Genomic DNA, 14,034 nt, shown 5'->3' with positions numbered 1-14,034 from the left:
ACTGTTTAAAGAGCTGGTCTCTGGCTAGTTGGTGGATGTGGAACAGTCACCAACTAGGGAACGGCGAACGTCCTTCGTCGTGTTGCTGCTCGGTGCGGGCACGCTGATCGGCTTGCACGCCACGAACCTCCTGCCCTGGCTGCTGGAGGGAAGTGTCCTCTCCCTGCTGCTGGGTCTAGCTGGGCTTGGAGGGGTCATCCTGCTGCTCGCGCTGCAGGTGGTCCATTACGCCGATGCCCTGGCGATTCGGCTGGGGGAACCGTTTGGAACGCTGATCCTGACCGGTTCAGCCGTGGTGGTGGAGCTCGCCCTGATTGCCAGCACCATGGGCAGCGGAGAGGCCAACCCAACCCTGGCCCGCGATTCGATGTTCGCGGTGCTGATGATCGCCCTCACCGGAATCAAGGGCATCAGCGTCTTTGAGGCCGCTCGAGAACAGGAGAAAACGCTGCGGGAGCCCCTGCAAGACAGTGATCTGGCGGCGATGAACATCGGCGGGAGCATCACCTACGTGAACCTGATTACGACCATCAGTGTTCTGGCGCTCATCGTTCCGAACTTCACCACCCAAACCACAGAAGCCAACTTCAACGGCCCCGGAAATGTGGTTCTGATTGGTGCGGCTCTTGGCCTCTTCAGCGTCTTTATCGCCTTTCAAACCGGTAGCTACCGCGGGCTATTCACCGAAAGCCGCGAGCAACGCCAATGGCTCGGGGCAGCAGATGGCGGCCATGAGGGCATCCCAGAGGTTGCCCCGGCGGTGGCTTGGCTCGCTGCTGGGCTGTTGATTCTCGTGATCAACGCGGAGTCCATGGGCGAGCTGATTGAGGCCAGCCTGAATGGACTCGGGTTGCGCAGCGCCATTGGCGGCACGCTGGTTGGCCTCTTGGTGTTGGCCCCTGAAGCACTCAACGCCCTCAGAGCCGCCTCAAGGGGACAAGTGCAGCGCTCCCTCAACACCCTCTATGGCTCGGTGCTCTCCACGCTCTGCCTGACCGTGCCTGCGGTCCTACTGATTGGGGAACTCACCGGAACCAAGGTGATCCTTGGACTTGATCCCCTCGAGATGGTCCTGCTGGGACTGACGCTGCTCTTAATCAGGCCAACCCTTGGCAAGTTCACCCAACTGGATGGCCTGATGCTTCTGGTGGTCTTCGTGTTCTGGATCGCGCTGCAGGTGATCTAAGGAGCCGGCTTGGACTGACTGCCCAGGGCTAAACCAGCCAGCACGCTCAGACCATGGTTGACCGCGGCATCAATCCGGCCATTGGGACGTCTGCAGGGCTCCAGGGGAACCGAGTGATGCAGTTGCACCCATGTCAGGGCGGTGCAATTGAGCAGATCAAAGGCCAGAGCGAAGCCCTGGAAGCTCAAGATCCCAGCGGAGATCCAGACGACTAAACGGCGTGAGTCCATCGGTGTTCCGTGACTGAACACCGGAGGGTTCCGGGGCCCTGCTGATTCAGGTACTTCGGCTCATCGCGCCTGGCCACCGAGTTGAGCCATGACTGTTGTGTGCCTTGGCAAGCACAGGGAGAAAAAAGCCGGACTGGTGACCGGCTTTTTTCATGGCGCCTCCCCGGAGAGTGGCAGTCAGAGCTCCGCACACAGGCGACTTGCCTCCGGCTGCTCGGGCGAGATAGTTCTTTCGTGTGAGGAGTGAGGAACTCCAATCCGGAGTCGAAACGAGGACAGACGCCCGGATCGTTCCTGACCCCTAGCCCTGCCTTCGGCGGGGCTTTTTTCTTGCCTACGGCTCGGCATAGACGCCCCAGGCGGGGCGCGTCTTGAGCCAACCCTTGGCCATCAAGCCTTCCCAGAGCACCCGGGCATCGGCGCGACGCAGGTGATAGCGCTCCTTGAGGAGCGGCAGGTGGTCCGGCATGGCCTTACCCGTGTCCACAAACACCCAGGTCTCACGGCCCCAGGTGCGCTGATCCTTGTGAAAGCGAACCTGCCAACCGGCCTTGGGATCCTGCAGCCAAGCCTCCTCCATCAATCCACCACATGCAGAGTACAGGTGTACTACGGCAGGATGGGTTTTGCAAGGGACCAGCCGCAGGGATCAGCGGCTCACCACTCGCCAACAGGTCGCCTGATCGGCTTGGGCATCAGGCAATTGCGCTTCGTGGTGCTGGGTCGCTCATTGCGCCGGAGCACCTCCTCGGCGTTCCACAGGCCTTCGACGGATTGGCAGTGCCCCTGCGGGTCGCAGACCCTGAAGAAGTTCCCCCCCCAACGAATCCAGGGTTGAACCCTTCGCCGTGTGCGCGATGCGTGATTCCGGCATCTGGAGCTGGCAGCTACCCCCGCCCTAACTCCCCCTGGGCGACAGAACAAGGGCAGACAAAGGGCGCTGACAGGCTCCACTGGCCAGCCGTGAGGCCACCACCGCGATTGCGGCGGACCTTATGAAAAACAAACGATCAGTTGCCGCCGTTGCAGTAGCGGACGGCCTGGGCGTTGGTTTTGCCCTCGGCCACCACCTCTTCCACACATCCGTTGAAAAGCTTGCTCTGTTGCTTCAGCGCGCAGACGCCAACGGCGATCGAGGCCAGGGCGATAGCGGAGACGACCGTGGCCGAGATCTGAGCCACGCCGTAGACGAGCATCGCCTTCTTTTTGCCGCCGCAGTTCTGCTGGCTGTCGTTCGCTTCGCTCATCGCTCGGGTGTGACTGGCGCAACCCTATGGATCCGAAATCTGCTGGCGCGAGGCGGCCAGGACGAGATAACCGCCCAGGCGACATCCGCTCTCACTTCAGCTGAAACGGCCGAACCAACCTCGCCTTGAGACGCTGCAGAACTGTCGCTCCAGCCACCGTCTGGGCATCCAGACAGCTCGAGCAGAGCACCTGACCTTTAACGCTGCGGTAGTGCTGGGTGGAGCGCTCAATAAAGGTCCCGCAACCGCGGCAGGGAAAGATCGGACTCATGGCGCTGCGCTCGATCGGAGCATGCTGCAGGGCCGGGATGGGCCCCGTCTGCAACATCGATAGCCATGGGAGCCGGAACCCTTTGGGGTCTTTGCACCCCTCGCCATGGAGATCAGCGCAGCCGGATTGGACCTGCTCAAACGCCTTGAGGGCTGCCGGCTCGAGGCCTACCCCGATCCCGGCAGCGGCGCAGAGCCCTGGACCATTGGCTACGGCCACACCGGAGCCGAGGTCCGGCCTGGGCTGGTCATCAGCCAGGCGCAGGCCGAGCGCTGGCTCCTGGACGATCTGCAGGACCGCGGGCGGGCCCTGAAGACGCTGCTGGCGGGCGTGCCCCTGAACCAGGGGCAATTCGATGCGCTGCTGAGCTTCTGCTTCAACGTCGGTGCCGGAGCCCTGGGGCGCTCGACCCTGCGCAGACGACTGCTGGCCGGGGAGCCTGCAGGGCTGGTGATCCGCGAGGAACTGCCCCGCTGGATTCATCCCCTGCCAGGCTTGATCCAGCGCCGCGCCGCCGAGATCCGACACGCTGAACGCCACAGCGCCACTGCCCTGGCGGTGCCCTACTGCTGCCAGAACAACAGCGCCACGGTGCACGGCCCGCGGATGTGCTTCAGCTCCAGCTGCGCCATGGCGGTGGAATTTCTGCGGCCGGGCTGCTTCAGCGGTAGCGGCCAGATCGACGACCAGTACCTCGCGATCGTCCAGCGCTATGGCGAAAGCACGGAGGCCTCTGCCCAACTGCTGGCGATCGAGGCCTGCGGGCTGGCGGCCCGCTTCCGCCAAGACGGAACCATTCAGGACCTCATTGACCAGCTGGAACGCGGTATCCCGGCACCGGTGGGTTGGCTGCACCTCGGGCCAGTGGAGCAACCCACGGGCGTGGGCCACTGGAGTGTGGTCGTGGGCTGGGACCCCAGCAGCCGCACCTTCTTGATGCACGACCCCAACGGCGAGGCGAATCTCGTGGGCGGCGGCTACGTCAGCACTGCCCTCGGCAGCGGCCGGGCGCAGCGCTACTCCGAGCGCAACTGGGGCCGGCGTTGGCTGGTCGAGGGTCCGGGCAGCGGCTGGTGGATGGAGTTCAGCCAGCCATGAACTGCGACTTCTGCCTGCAGAGCGGGGAGCTGCACTACCGAATCCGCACGCAGGCCAGCGGCAGCTGGCGCTTCGCCTGTCCGGCCTGTTGGCAACGCCAGAGCCAAGAGCCCGGCTATCAATACGGAGGCACCCGCAAGGCCAACCGACGCGAGCGGGACAAACGCAAACGGCGCTAGCTGCGGTAGGCGTCGATGAAGCTCGCACGCACGGATGCGATCAACGTCTCAGGCAGCTCCAGTCCCGCCCCCTGGAGGTACTGATCCAGTGCTGGCCCGAGCTGATCCTGCAAGGCCAGGCACTGGGCCGCCGAGAGGGCTAAGGCTTTTTGATAGAGCTCTTTGTTCGTCTTGCCGAGATGGAACAAACGACAACCCTCATCGATGACCGCCGTCAGTTGCGGATCCCTGAGGCACTGGCTCTCGCTGCCGGCATAGGGAAGGCTGCGGTTGCGGATGACAGAACGAACCAGAGCAAAGGAGCGATGGGCCAATTCCGGGCCGACTCGATCCTCCGCTTCGCGGCGCTCCTTGATCTGGATCAAGGCATTGACCAACTCGGCAGCTTTGAAGAGCGCCAGACAGTGGCGTTGCTTTTGAGAGAGGGCCTCGAGTTGAACGAGATAGTCCGCGACTGCCGCCAGAAAAGCCTCGTCTTTGTCAGCCAGGGCTGGGCAGGACCGCCAACGCTCCATCGCCCCTGCCACAGCTCATGCTGACCGTAGCCAGAGGGTGCCGCGATGACCGTTGAACGCCTGCAGATCCCAACACAACGCCCCTTTCAGTGCATCGCTCTCACCGAAGCCCTGGAGCGCTTCATCGCCAAGCAAGGGGAGAAGGACGAAACGGTGCTGATCAGCGGGCAGCACACCACAACGGCCGTGATCATCAACGAGATGGAGGAGCGTCTGATCTGGGACCTCGAGGCCTGGCTTGCTGAGATCGCCCCTGCCCAGCGCCCCTGGAAACACAACGACCTCGAGCTTCGGCCCAACATCCCTGCCGATGAACCCCGCAATGCCCACGCCCACCTGCAGGCGCTGCTGCTCGGCAACCAGGTGATGGTGGCCGTCCAAGACGGGACGCCGGTGCTGGGGACTTATCAAGACGTGATCCTGGTGGAGCTGGACGGGCCGCGTCAGCGAACGGTCGCCCTGCAGTGGATTGCCTAGGGTCTGCGCCCAACGACATCCAGCCATGCCCAGCCGCGAACAGATCCTGGCCGCCTCCGCCGGCTGGGTGGCGGTGCTCTTGAACGTGGTGCCGGGCCTGGGGGCGGGCTACCTCTACCAACGGCGCTGGAAGGCCTACTGGATCACCTCGGCCCTGGCCACCGCTTGGTTTGTCGCCGGAGCGGTGCTCGGCCAGGACGCCGAACCCGCCGCCGAAGCCCAGAACCAGCTGGTGGGGCTGATCGGCCTGCTGCTGCTGGCCGGCGGCACTGCCACCGAAGCCGGTCTGGCGGTCAAGAAGGTGCGCGCCGGGCTGGAGTAGGTCCTCAGGTCTGCAGGGGGGCGAGCTCGCAGCGGCCCTCCTTGTCGACGGGCCGCACGGGCCGATCCGAGACCATCCGCAGCTGGGACGTCAGGCTCTTGAGGTTGAAGGTCTCATCGCTGCCCACCGGGGGATCCACGGCCTGCCAGCTGGAGGCGTCACCCTCACGGCTGAACTCACCCACCCGCGTCTCAATCCGCAGCTCATCACCCCGCAGGGAAGAGGTGGTCTGCACCGAGAAGCGCAGCTCCGGGGTCGGCCGGTAGGCGTTCAGGGGCTCAATGAATGCATAGAGGCGCCCGCTGCGCGCATCAAAGACCACCTCCTGGCGGCCGGGTCCACTGCAGACCAGGCGCTTCAAGGAGGGAGAGGGCGTGCACCCCCAGACCAGAAGCAAGGCCAAAGGAAGCAGGCCGCTCAGACGTTCCATCAGCCCTAGCCGAAGGTGCTGCCGTTCCAGCCCCAGCTGCTGGCTTTGACATCCTCGAAGGCCACATAGATGCGATTGGCCGGGATACCCGTTCGCGCTTCGATCAGATCGCAGAAGGCCGCGGTCATCGCCGGGGGCTTGAGGGCACCAATCGACTTGATCTCGACGTAGGCGCAGGGATCACTACTGCCGGCGAAGGTCATCGGCACCGACGTCTCCAGCAGGGTCATCACGTAGGACTCCGGCTTGCCGGTCTGCTGAGCCAGAGCCGCCGAGAGTTCCTTGAGCAACCCAGCGGCATCGGCCAGCTCAGGCAGGGACGTGCGCACGTTGATCAGGGGCATCGCAGCTCAGGGCACTGCTTTAAATCTGCCACGACGATTTGGTGTGGCACCAACGCCAGCTCTCGACGTTGATCAGTAACCCCAGCACCAACATCACTGCCATCAGCAACACCTGATCGGAGCGCGAATCAGGGATCAGGATGTCAACGACGAAATGGGCAGTGTTGGTCAGGGTGTAGACGACACTCAGACCGAACTGAAACCAGCGCCAGCGCCGCCAGCCCGGGGCACTGGAGGCGTAGCTGCTCAGGACATAAGCCCCAAGAGGAACGAGGAAGTAGAGCAGCATCGCCCAGAACACCAGGGGCAGACGTTCGGTGGCGACATGGCTCTCGATCTCAGGGGAGAGGCCATGGAAAAGCGGCATCAATCCCAGATCGGTGTGAAACAGCAGGCACAGGAACCAGGCTGTCCAGAGGCTCCGCACGCGTTGGGCGTGATCGATGGCCAGCGGCCTACGGGGTACAGGGGCCATCGGTCTTCACCTCCACCTGATCGCCCAGCTGCACCGAGGCGAGCATCGCCTTGAGGGTGGGTTCAGAGACGTTCAGGCAGCCGCCGGTGACCTGCTCGCCGATGCGCTGTTCGTTGTTGCTGCCGTGGATAGCGAAGCTGTACCAGCGGAATTTGCCGTCGTAGGTATTGAAGGCAAAGGGCTGCTTGACGCTGTCGATCGGCTCCAGGCTGATGTAGCCGATTCCGTATTCACCGACCTCACCATCGCCCTTGAAGTCGATGGCGTTCATGTTCTTGAAGAGCGTCTCCTTGAGCTCCGCCTTGCTCTTGCCGGACTGGGCGATCAGTTTGGGATCCATCTCAAAGCGGTCCTTGCTGAGGATCGCGTTGACCTTGAAGGAACCAAGGGGGGTGTAGCCCTCCTCGAAACGGGTCTTGGCACAGGTCACCCCAAGCCGGCCAAAGCCCACTTGAAAAGTGGTGCGCTCATCGCCGCGCACCATCACCCCTTGGCTCTTGGCGGGGATGTTCTGATCCAGCTCAATCGTGATCGGAGCCGTGATGGCCGGCGCGCCACTGGCCGTGGTCTTGGGAGAGCTGCCGCCGCAACCGCTCAGGGCCAGAGCCAGGCTGATCCCGGCCAGCGAGGGTAGACGTCGCATCCAAGACCAACCGCACTCACTCCATGTTGGCGAGGACGCCTGGATTTGCATGCAGCAACCCTGGACGGCCGGGGCCGCTGGATTCACCATGAGGGCAGGCACCCTGAACCGATGGACGACGCACTGCTGGCCCTGGTGGAAGATCTGGGATCGGGGAACGTGCTTGATGCCGAGACCCTCGAGGGCTGCACGGTCGAGCCCCATGAGCTCGATGAGATGGATGAGGACCAGGCGGCGATCGTCGCGGCCCATGTCTTTGAGCAGCTCTTTGACCACGACGTCTCCCAACAGCGCGGGGAGTCGGCCGATCCCGAGGAAGGGGTCTGGAGCGGCACGGTCGATTCCTTCAAGTTCACGATCGAGCGCGATGACGCCGGTGATCTGGTGCTGAACTTCAGCAGCGGGGACTAGGGCGATGGCACAGGCGACCTGGGCAGTGAAGCTGATCGATAAGGGCCGCACCCTGCAGGTTCAAGTGCAGGCCCACACCCAAGCCGAAGCACGGACCATCGCTGAACACCAGTACCCGGGCTACAAGGCGATGAGTGCCCAGCGGGCCTAGATCAGGAGGCTTCACGATGAACACCCCCGCCCCCGACTGGATGCCGGATGCCGCGAAAGGCACCTACCCGGGCTGGGTGCAGCGCAAAGCGGTGACACTGGCGAAGCGCGATCAGAAACGCGGTGGCGTGGGCAACGTGCAGCAGTACCGACTGGCGATCCACGAGGCGGTGCTGGCCTCAGAGGGCCGCGACCACTGGACCGGGGAATGGCTCGCCTGGGAGCTGATCGGCACCTACGACAACCGCGATGCGGCCACGGGCAAAGGTGAGAGCAAGAAGCGCTACGCGATGCTCCCCACCCTTGATCAACCCTCCAAACAACCGGAACCGGACTTCGTGATCTGCGCCTGGCGCACCAATGACGCCAAACACGACATGACGGCGCAGGAGCTCCTGCAGTTCTGCACTGCTGTGATCAGGCACAGCCCGAACTGGGTTGGCTGATGCACAGCTGACAAGTAATCAATGCTTTCGCCAATAAAAAACCGCCGGTACTCCTACCGGCGGCGCTACATCCCGTACCCATGACCTGCGTTCCACAAGTTCTGGCTACGGACGCACGCTAGAGACCAGGAACAACACGTCCATCGGCCTTAGCAGTTCTTAGGACGCTATTGCGGTGAGGCAATCGCGAGCTTGCGCTTGAGGTCTTCGTTTTCATCCTCCAAAGCCTGAATCCTGGCCTTGAGCTGATCAACCTCCGAGGCTTTCTCGCTCAGAGTTGTGATCTTGGCGTGATACGTCGAGGGGATTTCTTGAATCCAAGAATCAAGATCGCTGCGTTGCATGGTTCAACGTTCTTGCTGACCGCAAGCTAGGGCGGCTGCATGCCGATCACCAGGGGGCAGGCTCAGACCAACTGATGCCGGCTGCTCACCAGTTCCCCGGTGCACTCCACCGGCAGAAGCTTTGAGCGTCCCTTGCCGTACCAAAGCTCCACCAAGGCCGCGCTCTTGATTCCGGGATTAGCCCCCGCCAGCAGCCAGAGCTCGTCATGCAGCACCTGGGTCTGATCCGGCATTCCCACGTACCAAGGGGCCTCCGGATCCGCTGAGAGCTCCTCATGGAGCAGCAGCAGAGCCTCGAGAACGTCAGCAGCCAGTTCAGGCGTCATGCCTCCATCCAGGCACAGCGCCGGGGCCTAAAGCAAGCCGCAGAAGGACCTAGCGCACGGGAACGCCCTCACTGGGATTGAGCGTGCGCTGCAGCGCAGCCGGATGGCAGTGGGGATGGCGCATCACCTCCTCACGCCAGCTCCAGACGGCCTGCTGCACCGCAGGACGATCGTGTTGGGAAGCAGGACGTGGGGACGCAGACATGAGCGGTTGCCGGGGATGGTCTATTCAGCGTTGGCAGCGCAACAGCAGCGAACTGTCCGCTTTGAACACCTCTTGAAAAACAGGTAGAAGTGCGCACCGAGAAAGAGCGCAACTGCTGACGACTTTCCCCATCCGTAGCAACGACAACCGGATTCTGTGAACGGGGTTCAGATTGAACAAACCCAAAGGTCCATCGGGGGAGACAGTCAACTCACAACCACCACTTCCCCCCCCTGCCATGGAAATCCTTGCCGTCATCGCCATCGTCGGTGCAGCCTTCGGCGGAGCCGCTGCCCTGACCAAGAAGTGAGCGACTGACGCTCCAGAGGAAACCGCAACCCCTGGGCTCGTTTGGGTCCAGGGGTTTTTGCTGGGCTATAGCAGGGAGAACCGGCCCAGGAGCCATGCGCCGCTCAGTCCTGCCGCTGTTGACCCTGATCGGGATCGCCGCCCTGAGCCAGCAGCCTCCGGCCCGCGCCGACACCACCACGGCCTACTGCCAGCTCAGCCGCCACGACCACACCATTGCCCTGGAGTCCGGTCCTTGCCAGTTCTCCCAACACCAGGGGAACGTCAACGTTCAGATGGGCAAGCGCTGGGCCTTTCACTTCCCGGCCGATCAACAAGGACAGAGCTATCAGCGCAGCAACAGCGAGCAGGGCCTGCGCTTTACCCGCGAGGGGGACTACACCTTGAGCGTCTTCTGGCGGCACTCCCTGCAGTGCGCCGGCAGGAGCGAACCAGTCTCGGTGGCCTACACACCAACAGGGGCAGATCTGGCCATCGGCGATCAACACATCGCTCTAACCGGCAGCGACGCCCGCTACAGGGCGCCAGGCTTTGAACTCTGGGAGCATCAAGGCACGACCCGGATCGATTGGTTGGGCCAAGTGATCAGCTGTCGATAACAGCAAGGAGTGCAAGAAGTGCGGCATTCGGCCGCACTTCTGAGGCGTATCCCTGGCATCAACCATCGATTGAACAGATGGATTGTGTTGACTAGCAATAGATCCAATTGGCTTAGCCCAATGAAAGCTCTATCAAGGCGTGATTTGCTAAAACATCGCCTGAATGCCGCCGTAAAACACAGCAAGAGCTTGACCTTGCTCACCGATGAACTGTCGCTGTCCATTGAAGCCATCCACAATGAGCTGATGGGCATTCATGGCTGGAGTGACGAAGACGCCGCCCTGTCACTGGTCGATACGTTGCGTGGCATTGAACACAGCCTGATGGAAGCACTCGTCCTTGTGGATGGATCCGAGGGCTAGTTCAATTCTGAATCAACCCAGACAGGTTCCCCTGACTCGGAGGAACTTGTCCGTCTCCAGGACTTGGTTTTCAATGCTGCAGCAAGCGTGCTTGAGAGGCCATGCACCACCCTCAGCAGAGCCTCGGCTCAATCAAAACCTAGGGCTGCATTGAAAACATCTGGCACGGTAATTAACAAGGCCGCCAGCACCGTTTCCTTTGCTGTATTGATCTGCGCATCCAGTTCTGAATCCGCAAGAGCTGCACGAATCAGGCGTGCCTCTTGATGGGTCAACCGCTCCTGCACCACATGCTCGATGGCCAGGGCCACCAGCAAACCAATCAGCTCATCGACCTGATCGCTTGAGACGCTCTCCATCAGCGCAACCGCTCCAACAGCGCCCGAGAGATCACCAGTGCGTCACGCATCAGCAATGGCACCATCGTCTCCAGTGCCGCATCCTCTGGCTCGGACTTCAGTACATCCCTCAATCGACTCAGGGCCTGCAGCATCACGCCGGCTCGAAACTCAGGCTTCTGCTCCAGCTCCAGCAGAAACCCTTGCAAGTCACCTTGATATCCACCCTGGCCGCAAAGACAATCCCAGGCAGAACCGTCCTGATCCAATAGGAAGCGCCCCGGCAAGGCCGCGACTGGCTCGTCCCGTCTCGTCAGCGGATGACTCCCGCCGAGGAACGAATCGGCTGCGTCATGGGCTCCATCTGCAGACAGGCTCTGGTCCAACTCCTCTCCATGGGACCTCGACCAGGTCAGCCGTGCTGGGGGCTCAGACGTTGGCGGAAGCTTTGCCGCACCTCCAGCACCAACTAAAAACGAACCACAGACGCGCCAATCATCCATTGACCCACATTCATTCACCTCTCAACCTTCAGCAGTATCGAAGGCGTTGGCGTTCAATGCTGCACATCCACAGCAACATGAATCGCCCAGCGGTCAACCTGCTGTCCTAGAGAAACAAAGGTCGATTAGATTCGCCGCCAACTCAGCATCAAAGCTGCGTTCAGAGAAAGCGGTTCTCACTACTTTGAAGACAGAGTGTAGTGACCGAAGTGAAAGCAATCCGTTCTCCAGCACTCCGGTTAGTCCTCCCGTTTGAGCACGTTGGCCTCGAAGCCATCTCACTTGTAGGCGGCAAGAATGCTTCTCTCGGCGAGATGATCCGAGAGCTATCAAACCAAGGCATCAAGGTTCCCTCGGGCTTTGCAACGACCGCTCACGCCTACCGAGTTCTCCTGGATTCCGCCCATCTCAGCCAAGGCCTGCATGACTGCCTCGATGGTCTCGACGCAGAGCAGCTCCCCGCACTTCAACAAGCTGGAGCCGCCGCTCGCGACCTCCTTCTCAAGGCACCCCTGCCGATCGAGCTTGAGGAGCAACTGCTGCTGCACTACCGAGAGCTGGGATCACCTGCTGTGGCTGTGCGTTCCAGCGCCACTGCTGAAGATCTGCCACAGGCATCCTTTGCCGGTCAGCAGGAGACCTATCTCAATGTGGAGGGCGAGGCAGCACTGCTAGAGGCCTGCCGGCGTTGCTTTGCCTCACTGTTCACCGACCGGGCCATTTCCTACCGGCAACTGAACGGCTTTGATCACTTCGATGTGGCCCTTTCGATCGGCATTCAGCGCATGGTGCGCTCCGATCTGGCCTGCTCGGGGGTGATGTTCAGCCTCGATACCGAGTCGGGGTTTCGTGATGTGGTTCTGCTCACGGCGGCCTACGGCTTGGGCGAGAACGTGGTGCAAGGAGCCGTCAATCCTGATGAATACCTGATTTTCAAACCGACCCTTCTCGAGGGTTTTGCACCGATCGTCAGCCAACGGCTGGGAGAGAAGGCCATTCGCATGGTCTACGCCCAAGCGGGATCAACCCGGAACGAATCGGTGCCGGCCTGCCATCGGCAACGCTTTGCCCTCGATCAATCGGAGGTCCTGCAATTGGCCCGCTGGGCTTGCCAGATCGAGGCCCACTACAGCGAGCGACGCGGGCAAGCCACACCGATGGATATCGAGTGGGCCAAGGACGGCAAGACCGGAGAACTCTTCATCCTTCAGGCCAGACCTGAAACGGTGAAATCTCGCCGAGACGCCAACGTGCTGCGGAGCTGGCATCTCGAGCCCCATGACGCGGCGTTGCTTTGCAGAGGACGCGCCATCGGGACATCGGTCAGTAGTGGCGCAGCACGGATCCTGCATCACCCCAGTGAGATTCACCGTTTTCAAAGCGGTGATCTGCTGGTGACCGATCGCACCGATCCCGACTGGGAACCGGTGCTCAAGCGGGCCAGCGGGGTGGTGACCAACCGAGGCAGCCGCACCTGTCATGCGGCGATCATTGCTCGGGAAATGGGCATCACGGCCGTCGTCGGCGCGGACCAGGCGACAGAGCGCATCCTGGATGGAGAAACCATCACGCTGAGCTGTTGCGAAGGTGATGAGGGGCGCGTCTATCGCGGTGCCCTGCCCTTCCGGGTGGAGGAGAGCGCTGTGGGGGATCTGCCCGCGACTCGAACCCAGATCCTCATGAATGTGGGGAACCCGGAGGAGGCCTTCAACCTTGCGGCCATTCCATGCGATGGCGTGGGCCTGGCCCGGCTGGAGTTCATCATCGCCAACCAGATCCGTGTGCATCCGATGGCGTTGCTCCACCTCAACCGGGTGGTGAGCCAGGAGGAGCAGCAGGCGATCCTTCAGCTCACGGCCGGCTACGCCAACCCCGCCGACTACTACGTCGATCGACTAGCGCAGGGAATTGGACGTCTGGCCGCAGCCTTTTACCCAAGGCCTGTGGTCCTGCGTTTCTCCGACTTCAAAAGCAACGAGTACGCCAAGCTGCTGGGGGGCAGCGGATTTGAGCCCGTCGAGGCGAACCCGATGCTCGGCTGGCGTGGTGCATCGCGTTACACCTCACCGGCCTTTCGTGAGGCGTTCGCCTTGGAATGCATGGCCCTCATCGCTGTTCGCCAGCACATGGGACTGAGCAATGTCATCCCAATGGTGCCCTTCTGCCGCACCCCGGAAGAGGGGGATCGGGTGCTGGAGGAGATGGCCCTCCATGGTCTGGTGCGAGGAGAGCAGGGTCTTGAGGTTTATGTGATGTGTGAACTGCCAAGCAACGTCATGGCGGCCGAAGCCTTTGCCCAGCGTTTCGATGGCTTCTCCATCGGCTCCAATGACCTCACCCAGCTCACCTTGGGCCTGGACCGGGATTCCGCTCTGGTGGCCGAGCTCTTTGATGAACGTCACCCAGCAGTACTGGAGATGGTGCGCTTGGCCATTCGGACCGCGAAGCAATGCGGTTCCAAGATCGGAATCTGCGGACAGGCCCCGAGTGACTATCCAGAGTTCGCGGAGTTCCTGGTCAAGGAAGGCATCGACTCCATCAGCCTCAATCCCGATGCTGTGATCAAGACACGACTGGCCATTGCCAGCATTGAGCAGCAGCTCTGCTGAGGTTGCCGTTCGCC

Annotated in this window: 25 protein-coding genes; 11 read left to right on the top strand and 14 right to left on the bottom strand. The window is 61.9% G+C overall.

What is annotated here, in order from left to right; genetic code table 11:
* Nucleotides 1–31 precede the first annotated feature (31 nt).
* Nucleotides 32–1,186, top strand: a complete 1,155-nt coding sequence (locus CB0205_RS0112070; protein ID WP_232197323.1) for a calcium:proton antiporter — start codon at nt 32–34, stop codon at nt 1,184–1,186.
* On the opposite strand, the gene CB0205_RS0112065 is transcribed toward CB0205_RS0112070, so the two are convergent.
* The 4 genes from CB0205_RS0112065 to CB0205_RS14840 all read right to left on the bottom strand — a co-directional run bounded on the left by CB0205_RS0112065 (nt 1,183) and on the right by CB0205_RS14840 (nt 2,934).
* Nucleotides 1,183–1,416: a hypothetical protein gene (locus CB0205_RS0112065; protein ID WP_010317713.1), complete on the bottom strand. Its 234-nt coding sequence runs from the start codon at nt 1,414–1,416 to the stop codon at nt 1,183–1,185. The two genes, CB0205_RS0112070 and CB0205_RS0112065, sit on opposite strands and share 4 nt — an antisense overlap.
* Nucleotides 1,417–1,750: 334 nt before the next feature.
* Complete coding sequence (locus CB0205_RS0112060; RefSeq protein ID WP_010317712.1) at nt 1,751–1,996, bottom strand: DUF1651 domain-containing protein; 246 nt, start codon at nt 1,994–1,996, stop codon at nt 1,751–1,753.
* A 430-nt stretch (nt 1,997–2,426) separates the two neighbouring features.
* Nucleotides 2,427–2,663 carry a hypothetical protein gene (locus CB0205_RS0112055; protein WP_010317711.1) on the bottom strand — a complete coding sequence of 79 codons (237 nt, stop codon included), beginning with the start codon at nt 2,661–2,663 and terminating at the stop codon, nt 2,427–2,429.
* Nucleotides 2,664–2,754: 91 nt separating this feature from the next.
* The gene (locus tag CB0205_RS14840; protein WP_156797968.1) at nt 2,755–2,934 is read right to left on the bottom strand and encodes a hypothetical protein; all 180 of its coding nucleotides are present in this window, start codon (nt 2,932–2,934) and stop codon (nt 2,755–2,757) included.
* A 105-nt stretch (nt 2,935–3,039) separates the two neighbouring features.
* On the opposite strand from CB0205_RS14840, the gene CB0205_RS0112045 reads away from it, so the two are divergent.
* A complete protein-coding gene (locus CB0205_RS0112045; protein WP_010317709.1) occupies nt 3,040–4,032 on the top strand; it encodes a glycoside hydrolase family protein in 993 nt (330 codons plus the stop codon).
* Nucleotides 4,029–4,211, top strand: coding sequence for a hypothetical protein (locus tag CB0205_RS0112040; protein WP_010317708.1), 183 nt, complete (start codon nt 4,029–4,031; stop codon nt 4,209–4,211). The genes CB0205_RS0112045 and CB0205_RS0112040 overlap by 4 nt, the downstream gene beginning before the upstream one ends.
* Here CB0205_RS0112040 and CB0205_RS0112035 read toward each other — a convergent pair.
* Nucleotides 4,208–4,726: a hypothetical protein gene (locus CB0205_RS0112035; RefSeq protein ID WP_010317707.1), complete on the bottom strand. Its 519-nt coding sequence runs from the start codon at nt 4,724–4,726 to the stop codon at nt 4,208–4,210. The two genes, CB0205_RS0112040 and CB0205_RS0112035, sit on opposite strands and share 4 nt — an antisense overlap.
* A gap of 45 nt (nt 4,727–4,771) precedes the next feature.
* On the opposite strand from CB0205_RS0112035, the gene CB0205_RS0112030 reads away from it, so the two are divergent.
* A complete protein-coding gene (locus CB0205_RS0112030) occupies nt 4,772–5,203 on the top strand; it encodes a secondary thiamine-phosphate synthase enzyme YjbQ (protein ID WP_010317706.1) in 432 nt (143 codons plus the stop codon).
* A 25-nt stretch (nt 5,204–5,228) separates the two neighbouring features.
* A complete protein-coding gene (locus CB0205_RS0112025; protein WP_010317705.1) occupies nt 5,229–5,525 on the top strand; it encodes a hypothetical protein in 297 nt (98 codons plus the stop codon).
* A 4-nt stretch (nt 5,526–5,529) separates the two neighbouring features.
* Here the strand turns inward: CB0205_RS0112025 and CB0205_RS0112020 are convergent, their stop codons facing one another.
* The 4 genes from CB0205_RS0112020 to CB0205_RS0112005 are packed head-to-tail and all read right to left on the bottom strand — an operon-like array spanning nt 5,530 to nt 7,417.
* On the bottom strand, nt 5,530–5,955 hold the full coding sequence (locus CB0205_RS0112020; protein ID WP_010317702.1) for a hypothetical protein: 426 nt from the start codon (nt 5,953–5,955) through the stop codon (nt 5,530–5,532).
* A 5-nt stretch (nt 5,956–5,960) separates the two neighbouring features.
* Nucleotides 5,961–6,299: a phenylpyruvate tautomerase MIF-related protein gene (locus CB0205_RS0112015; RefSeq protein WP_010317699.1), complete on the bottom strand. Its 339-nt coding sequence runs from the start codon at nt 6,297–6,299 to the stop codon at nt 5,961–5,963.
* 19 nt (nt 6,300–6,318) lie between these two features.
* Complete coding sequence (locus CB0205_RS0112010) at nt 6,319–6,774, bottom strand: hypothetical protein (protein ID WP_010317697.1); 456 nt, start codon at nt 6,772–6,774, stop codon at nt 6,319–6,321.
* Nucleotides 6,755–7,417 carry a L,D-transpeptidase gene (locus CB0205_RS0112005; RefSeq protein ID WP_010317694.1) on the bottom strand — a complete coding sequence of 221 codons (663 nt, stop codon included), beginning with the start codon at nt 7,415–7,417 and terminating at the stop codon, nt 6,755–6,757. The genes CB0205_RS0112010 and CB0205_RS0112005 overlap by 20 nt, the downstream gene beginning before the upstream one ends.
* A gap of 111 nt (nt 7,418–7,528) precedes the next feature.
* On the opposite strand from CB0205_RS0112005, the gene CB0205_RS0112000 reads away from it, so the two are divergent.
* From CB0205_RS0112000 to CB0205_RS14835, 3 genes are read left to right on the top strand one after another with little or no spacing between them, the layout of a single operon-like run.
* Entirely contained in the window at nt 7,529–7,828 is a 300-nt protein-coding gene (locus CB0205_RS0112000) for a hypothetical protein (RefSeq protein WP_029626373.1), read from the top strand.
* 4 nt (nt 7,829–7,832) lie between these two features.
* Complete coding sequence (locus tag CB0205_RS16170) at nt 7,833–7,979, top strand: hypothetical protein (RefSeq protein ID WP_010317690.1); 147 nt, start codon at nt 7,833–7,835, stop codon at nt 7,977–7,979.
* Nucleotides 7,980–7,995: 16 nt separating this feature from the next.
* Nucleotides 7,996–8,424, top strand: coding sequence for a hypothetical protein (locus CB0205_RS14835; protein ID WP_010317688.1), 429 nt, complete (start codon nt 7,996–7,998; stop codon nt 8,422–8,424).
* Nucleotides 8,425–8,591: 167 nt separating this feature from the next.
* Here CB0205_RS14835 and CB0205_RS16165 read toward each other — a convergent pair whose 3' ends face one another.
* The 3 genes from CB0205_RS16165 to CB0205_RS16160 all read right to left on the bottom strand — a co-directional run bounded on the left by CB0205_RS16165 (nt 8,592) and on the right by CB0205_RS16160 (nt 9,299).
* Nucleotides 8,592–8,768 carry a hypothetical protein gene (locus CB0205_RS16165; protein ID WP_010317686.1) on the bottom strand — a complete coding sequence of 59 codons (177 nt, stop codon included), beginning with the start codon at nt 8,766–8,768 and terminating at the stop codon, nt 8,592–8,594.
* A 62-nt stretch (nt 8,769–8,830) separates the two neighbouring features.
* Nucleotides 8,831–9,094 carry a hypothetical protein gene (locus tag CB0205_RS0111980; RefSeq protein ID WP_010317684.1) on the bottom strand — a complete coding sequence of 88 codons (264 nt, stop codon included), beginning with the start codon at nt 9,092–9,094 and terminating at the stop codon, nt 8,831–8,833.
* A gap of 49 nt (nt 9,095–9,143) precedes the next feature.
* A complete protein-coding gene (locus CB0205_RS16160; RefSeq protein ID WP_156797966.1) occupies nt 9,144–9,299 on the bottom strand; it encodes a hypothetical protein in 156 nt (51 codons plus the stop codon).
* Between the two features lie 404 nt (nt 9,300–9,703).
* On the opposite strand from CB0205_RS16160, the gene CB0205_RS0111970 reads away from it, so the two are divergent.
* Together CB0205_RS0111970 and CB0205_RS0111965 are read left to right on the top strand one after the other, a co-directional pair.
* Nucleotides 9,704–10,207 carry a hypothetical protein gene (locus tag CB0205_RS0111970; protein WP_010317680.1) on the top strand — a complete coding sequence of 168 codons (504 nt, stop codon included), beginning with the start codon at nt 9,704–9,706 and terminating at the stop codon, nt 10,205–10,207.
* Nucleotides 10,208–10,396: 189 nt separating this feature from the next.
* Nucleotides 10,397–10,570 (top strand): hypothetical protein, encoded by a 174-nt coding sequence (locus CB0205_RS0111965; protein ID WP_010317678.1) that lies wholly within the window; start codon nt 10,397–10,399, stop codon nt 10,568–10,570.
* Nucleotides 10,571–10,698: 128 nt separating this feature from the next.
* Here CB0205_RS0111965 and CB0205_RS0111960 read toward each other — a convergent pair whose 3' ends face one another.
* Together CB0205_RS0111960 and CB0205_RS16155 are read right to left on the bottom strand one after the other, a co-directional pair.
* Complete coding sequence (locus tag CB0205_RS0111960) at nt 10,699–10,881, bottom strand: hypothetical protein (protein WP_156797965.1); 183 nt, start codon at nt 10,879–10,881, stop codon at nt 10,699–10,701.
* Between the two features lie 47 nt (nt 10,882–10,928).
* On the bottom strand, nt 10,929–11,411 hold the full coding sequence (locus tag CB0205_RS16155; RefSeq protein WP_156797964.1) for a hypothetical protein: 483 nt from the start codon (nt 11,409–11,411) through the stop codon (nt 10,929–10,931).
* A 218-nt stretch (nt 11,412–11,629) separates the two neighbouring features.
* On the opposite strand from CB0205_RS16155, the gene ppsA reads away from it, so the two are divergent.
* On the top strand, nt 11,630–14,020 hold the full coding sequence (gene ppsA / locus CB0205_RS0111950) for a phosphoenolpyruvate synthase (protein ID WP_198001941.1): 2,391 nt from the start codon (nt 11,630–11,632) through the stop codon (nt 14,018–14,020).
* Nucleotides 14,021–14,034 lie beyond the last annotated feature (14 nt).

This window comes from Synechococcus sp. CB0205, assembly GCF_000179255.1.
Classification (GTDB): Bacteria; Cyanobacteriota; Cyanobacteriia; order PCC-6307; family Cyanobiaceae; genus Vulcanococcus.
The sequence above is the reverse complement of the archived record's forward strand: the minus strand, read 5'-3'. Positions and strand labels throughout refer to the sequence as shown.